The 5,814-nt window shown below is 52.9% G+C and carries 5 protein-coding genes; 3 read left to right on the top strand and 2 right to left on the bottom strand.

Annotated features, from left to right (window positions below):
• Both ACOJWD_RS12790 and ACOJWD_RS12785 read right to left on the bottom strand, forming a co-directional pair.
• Positions 1–980: trans-sulfuration enzyme family protein (locus ACOJWD_RS12790; RefSeq protein WP_486993621.1), on the bottom strand; the 980-nt coding region annotated here is incomplete at its 3' end.
• A gap of 56 nt (positions 981–1,036) precedes the next feature.
• Positions 1,037–1,546: a hypothetical protein gene (locus ACOJWD_RS12785; protein WP_486993620.1), complete on the bottom strand. Its 510-nt coding sequence runs from the start codon at positions 1,544–1,546 to the stop codon at positions 1,037–1,039.
• A 280-nt stretch (positions 1,547–1,826) separates the two neighbouring features.
• Between ACOJWD_RS12785 and ACOJWD_RS12780 the strand changes: the two genes are divergently transcribed.
• The 3 genes from ACOJWD_RS12780 to ACOJWD_RS12770 form a co-directional block, all read left to right on the top strand.
• The gene (locus ACOJWD_RS12780) at positions 1,827–3,221 is read left to right on the top strand and encodes an FAD-binding oxidoreductase (RefSeq protein WP_486993619.1); all 1,395 of its coding nucleotides are present in this window, start codon (positions 1,827–1,829) and stop codon (positions 3,219–3,221) included.
• Positions 3,206–4,849 (top strand): glycerol-3-phosphate dehydrogenase/oxidase, encoded by a 1,644-nt coding sequence (locus ACOJWD_RS12775; protein ID WP_486993618.1) that lies wholly within the window; start codon positions 3,206–3,208, stop codon positions 4,847–4,849. Before ACOJWD_RS12780 ends, ACOJWD_RS12775 begins: the two co-directional genes overlap by 16 nt.
• 32 nt (positions 4,850–4,881) lie before the next feature.
• On the top strand, positions 4,882–5,814 hold a 933-nt coding region (locus ACOJWD_RS12770; RefSeq protein WP_486993617.1), incomplete at its 3' end, for a CehA/McbA family metallohydrolase.

Below are 5,814 nucleotides of genomic sequence, written 5' to 3'. Positions count from 1 at the left end.
TCAGCCAACGAAAACACCTGAAAACGATTCAAGACATGCCGTGCTCTCTCTAGTCCCGCTCCGTGATCCGCACGCACTGTAAAGCTCACCATACCTCCGCAGGTCCGCATTTGCGTGAGTTCAGTCGACGATTGAAATCCCGGATAGTAGACCTTATCGACCGCCGGGTGACGCTGTAAAAACTCCGCTACACGACGGGCATTCTCTGCGTGCCGCTCCATGCGTAACCCCAACGTCTTCAGCCCTCGCAAGGTAAGCCATGCCTCAAATGGTCCTAAGGTGGCGCCGGCGCTATTGCGGATAAACCGTAAATCCGTAGCCCAAGCCTCATCATTCGTCACCACCACCCCACCAATCACATCAGAATGGCCACCGATATATTTGGTTGTCGAGTGCACCACCAAGTCTGCTCCTAAACCCAGTGGATTTTGATTATACGGGGAAGCAAAGGTATTATCGACCACTAACAATGCGCCAACGCGATGCGCCATCGCCGCCACTTCTTGGATATTAATCAGATTCAAAAGAGGATTAGAGGGGGTCTCAATCCATACAAGATCAGGAGAGGCGCTCTCTAATGCCTCTTTCATACCGTCGGCCCTGGTGGTGTCAACGTATTGTATCTCTATGCCATGAGGGCGATATACCCGTTCTAGCAAACGGTACATGCCGCCATATAAATCTTCGGCCGCAAGAATTTTCGCACCCGGTGACAACAATCTCACTACCGCATCGCTCGCCGCCATGCCAGACGCAAAAGAAATCGCCCACCGGCCCTTTTCTAAAGACGCTAGAACCTCTTCTAACGACTGCCGTGTTGGATTATCATTTCGTCCGTATTCGTACCCTAAATGATGCCCCAATGCTGATTGAGTATAGGTTGAGGTTAAATACAGCGGTGGAACGGTTGCTCCGGTGGTGGCGTCTGGTGCTTGCCCCACATGAATGGCACGAGTCTGAAATCCTTGGTCTTTAGCCACTAATCTCCCCCCTGGTATCTCCATTTAACCAGGCCAGGAGACAAATGAAAAGGCGTTCAACTATTTACCGCGACCGCATCCCACGATTCATCCATAATGGTTCCATTGGCATTAAGCTTAAAATCGAATTCCGCATAGCGGGTGTTAGGGTCAAAATATAAGCGATCAAAGGCTTCATTGGATAACGGCAAAATGCTGACATAGTCCTCGCTCTCAAGTGTCGTCGATCCGATCCACCGAGGGAGATAGCCCAGTTGCTTTTCGATTCCCTGCATGTTTATGGGAATATTAAAGTCCACATAATAGGTGTCATCCCCTTGGTCATCCGCTGGCCCATAGCTGTAGTATCCAGGGATTGTCCCTCGTCCAATATAGCCTTGATTTCCGGTGACCGCGAGCATATTGATTCCAATATCATTGCCGGATAGTGTGGCCGTATCCACCACCTGCTGAACGGGTTCGGGCATGTTGCCGATGGCGTTCGGGTTATCCCCACACCCAGCAAGAAGAGTGCTGAACGCCAGGAGCCCTATTGCGATACCCACATAGCGTCTTATTGATTGCATGCATCCCCCTCCCTGTACATCTATATGGAGCGCCGTGCAGATTATGCCGCAGCGGCGCTTCCGAACGACTCTTAGCCTCCCTGTCATCGGCGGATGGTGGAGCTCTTCACGAGCGATAAAAGCGTGGCGGCGGCGCCAATGAATGATCTGCACAGGTTCTCTATTCGCACCACGATTCGGAAAAATCCTTACAAAACAAAAAATTTTCCTCTGGTAACAATTCCTTCAGCAGGATTTAATCGCCTTCAAATCGAACCGTCTTATTCAAAGAAGGTGAGTCATGACATCGTGGAAAGACGTCCTCATCAGTCGTTTCCCTAGACAAATTCTTCCGGCTGATGACCCGAGGACGCGGCGCCTAGGCTGGGATTCATCGGCCATTACGGAATTTCGAGATATTCATCTGCATGATCTACCGGACACGGGATTCGTGATTCAGCCAAGCGGCGCTGACGACATCTGCGAGGTGATACGCCTAGCGCGTAGCTGGCATATTCCCGTATCCGCACGAGGTGGAGGATCGGGGGTAGTGCAAGCTCTTTATCCTGATCCGGATTCCATTGTCTTAGATTTATCAAAACTTTCCTCCATCGGCCCCTTAGACGCCATCAACGGCCAGATAACGGTCGAAGCCGGCGTTAGTGCCCGTGTATTAGAAGACGGGCTTCGTGAACAAGGATGGACTCTCGGACATTTCCCACAGTCCATTGACCAAGCCAGTATGGGCGGACTTATCGCGACAAAAAGTATTGGACAGTATTCGACCCATTATGGCGGCATTGAGTCCATGGTGCGCCAGTTGACGGTGGTCACTGGGAACGGAGATATTCTTCATCTGGGTCACCGAACGCCGCGGCGAACGGCCGGTCCAGAGCTCTTACCGTTCTTTATCGGATCCGAAGGCACCTTGGGAATTATCACGGAAGCGACGCTTAAAGTGTGGCCCCTTCCTGAGAGCGAAGCCGGTCTAACGGTCGTCGTACCCGAATTTTCTCGGGGTCTATACCTCATGCGTCGCTGGCTTCAATCGGGACTTTCGCCTAGCGTCTTACGTCTCTACGATACCGCAGAGGCGCGCCGCACGTTCGGGCTAGAGAATGGTAGCCCCCTATTACTCGCGCTCTTTCATGGGCCCCAGGCGATCACGCAGGCATCAATACGGGTCGCTTCGTCACTCATTGAAGGGCTCGGGTCAATCGGAGACGAGACATTGATCCAGCAGTGGTTTTCTCATCGTAACGATGTGTCCGCGTGGCGTCCTCTACTCGCCCAAGGCATTATTGCCGATACCATTGAAGTGTCCGCATGCTGGTCACAATTAGACGCCCTTTATTCTGAGGTCATCGCCACTATCGCCGCGATGCCAGGCATCATTGGCATCACCGGCCATTCTTCTCATGCGTATTCTGATGGTGCCAACCTATATTTTACATTTCTCTTGGATCCCGGAAGTCCCCAGCTTGCGTCAGACAAATATCTGGCCGTATGGAATGCCGTTCTAGGGATAGCCCAACAGCAGAAAGCATCAGGGAGTCATCACCACGGGGTCGGTCGACTGCGTTTAGAGAGCACATTCCAGGAGAGAGCGGAAGAAATGCCCTATCTCCTGTCTCTTCGAAAACAGTTTGATCCCGGTGGCATATTGAATCGAGGTGCCTTATGGAAAATACCCTAGCAGAAAGCCGAGAAGCACAATTTCGTCGATTGACCACCACCACTTTTGATACCCTGGTCATCGGCGGGGGGATCACGGGTGCGGGCATCGCTTGGCAGTTGTCTCGATGGGGAATCCAAGTGGCTTTGGTGGAACAGGGCGACTACGCCAGCGGAACGTCCTCACGCTCGTCCAAACTTATCCATGGGGGTTTCCGCTATCTCCCTCATGGAGAAATTCGGCTGGTCCGCCAAGTCTCGCGTGAACGTTCTCGCCTGTTTCATTTGATGCCCCACCTGATCCGCCCCTTGCCCATGACCATTCCGGCATATGATGATGGTCCCTTCTCGCTCCGAACCTTATCCTTCGGTGCCTGGGTCTACGATCATCTGAGTCACATCGAACATCCGTTAAGTCACCATCGTCTCTCCCGAGACGATGTTTTTCACCGAACCCCCGGCATTACCATCGACCATTTGCGAGGCGGCATCTCCTATTTTGAATTTAGTGGACATGATGCCCGAATCAATTGGCAGGTGATTAAGACGGCTAAGAGTTTAGGCGCACTCGCCATAAATTATGTCCATGCCAATCTCACCAAGAGCAACCTTCGTCCCGAAGGGCTCTCTGAGGTCGTCATCGAAGATCAACTCACAGGGCAGGTCGGCACCGTGCGAGCTCGAGTTGTGGTCAATGCTGCCGGGCCCTGGGCGAGTGTCGTAGACCCAGAAGAACATTTGGTGCACAGTCGCGGCATTCATTTAGTCTTTTCTCGCGCGCGATTCCCGCTAACGCATGCCACAATCTTGCCTACAGCCGACAACGCCAACATCTTTGCCATTCCTCGTGGGCCGGTTACGTATCTCGGCACCACCGATCAACGCGACCAAGGTCCCCTTGATGTCCCCGCCTTACCGGTGAAGGATGCCACCTATCTCTTGGATATTGCTAATCGGGTCTTCCCACAAACCTTGTTGCGTCTACAGGACATTATTGCTGCCTGGTCAGGAGTTCGACCCTTAATCGCGCAGGATAAAGACATAAAGACCGACCGCCTGTCTCGACGAGATATGATCTTAGCCAAACCGTCCATGGTCACCGTGTTAGGCGGAAAATTTACGGGATTTCGTGCTACCGCCGAAGAAGTGGCCGAAACGGTGCTCAGACGCCTTGGGGGAACGGGCCGCACCCCGGTACCCGAAGCGATTCAAGACGCCCCTCACGCTAATGAATTATCACAACTACGTACCCGAATCATCAATACCTATCACATTGCAAGCCAATTAGCCGACACACTTATCGAGCGCTATGGTGAAGCCAGCCAAGATTTTCTTCAGTGGATAGAAGACGAGCACCTGGATCACACCCCTATTATGGATGGCGTTCCTCTCTTGATTGCAGAGGTTAATTGGGCCATGCTAAAAGAACAAGCTCTCACGGTAGGAGACATTCTCATTCGCCGCACTGGCCTCGCCTGGTTGGGAGGGCTGACGCCGGAAGTACTCCGTCAGGTCGCGGTGCGAACCATTGCGGAAATGCGTCTGAGACTGGATTGGGACGGAGTCGAATCAGAGCGACAACTGGCTCAATTTTCCACCACGGCCTATCTCGAAGACGTATTGCGATTTCACCAAGCGACCCATCCCTGATCTAGGACATTGATGCTCAAAGGAGGAGTGGTGTGAATCAACCGACCATACATAAGCGATCCATTACGGTGAGCCCTGGTCAGCAAGGACGTATAGAACCGATTCCCTTTGTGGTTCCATCCAATACCTCCCGCATCACGGTCGCACTACCTCGTGGCTCATCGCCATCCATTGCCATCATTGACCTTGGAGTGGCTGACCCGTCACGCGTGCGTGGGTGGAGTGGAGGTGCGCGCCAATCCTTTCATCTGTCAGAACAAAGTGCCACGCCAGGGTATCTCAAAGGTCCGCTTCCAAAAGGCACCTGGACGGTACTTCTTGGTCTGTATCGCCTGCCCAAAGAGCCCTTCACCCTTTCCGTGGAGATCCAGGTCGAAATTTTTTCTCCGAGATGGATTCCGGGAGATCTTCACCTTCATAGCACCCATAGTGATGGTCTATGGGATCTTGATGAACTCATCGCAGAGGCCGCGTCTCGGGGACTCCAATTCATCGCGTTCACCGACCACAACACCGCCAGCCAAAATTTTTCCATTCCCGCATTGAATACGTCTCTCACCCTTATACCAGGCATGGAATGGACCACCAGTAGGGGCCACGCCAATGTGTGGGGGTTAGTCGACCCTTTGCCTGACTGGCGCGTGCTGTCGCAGGCCGACGTCGATGCCAAATCCGATAGTCTCCTCAAAAAAGGAGCGCTAATTTCCATTAATCATCCTTTCGATGCCTTTCAACCCGGCGTCAAATGGGACTGGGAGATGGCCAACTTTCCCTGTGTCGAGGTCTGGAATGGACCGTGGCGCCCAACCAATATGGCAAGCGTGAATTGGTGGGATGAACAACTGCGTCAGGGATATCGGATAACCGCCGTAGGTGGGAGTGACTTTCATGCACCGGGCGATCTGGTACGTTTAGGCGAGCCTACCACTTGGGTGTGGGCAGACACCCCAGGTCCTAGCGGCATT

The sequence above is a fragment of the Sulfobacillus sp. TH-112 genome, from assembly GCF_057473405.1.
This window is presented reverse-complemented; position numbering and strand designations above follow the sequence as displayed.

What these genes read in the sequence shown, in the direction of transcription:
- ACOJWD_RS12785 (WP_486993620.1), bottom strand. Translation starts at nt 1,546, where the DNA reads ATGCAATCAATAAGACGCTATGTGGGTATCGCAATAGGGCTCCTGGCG.
- ACOJWD_RS12780 (WP_486993619.1), top strand. Translation starts at nt 1,827, where the DNA reads ATGACATCGTGGAAAGACGTCCTCATCAGTCGTTTCCCTAGACAAATT.
- ACOJWD_RS12775 (WP_486993618.1), top strand. Translation starts at nt 3,206, where the DNA reads ATGGAAAATACCCTAGCAGAAAGCCGAGAAGCACAATTTCGTCGATTG.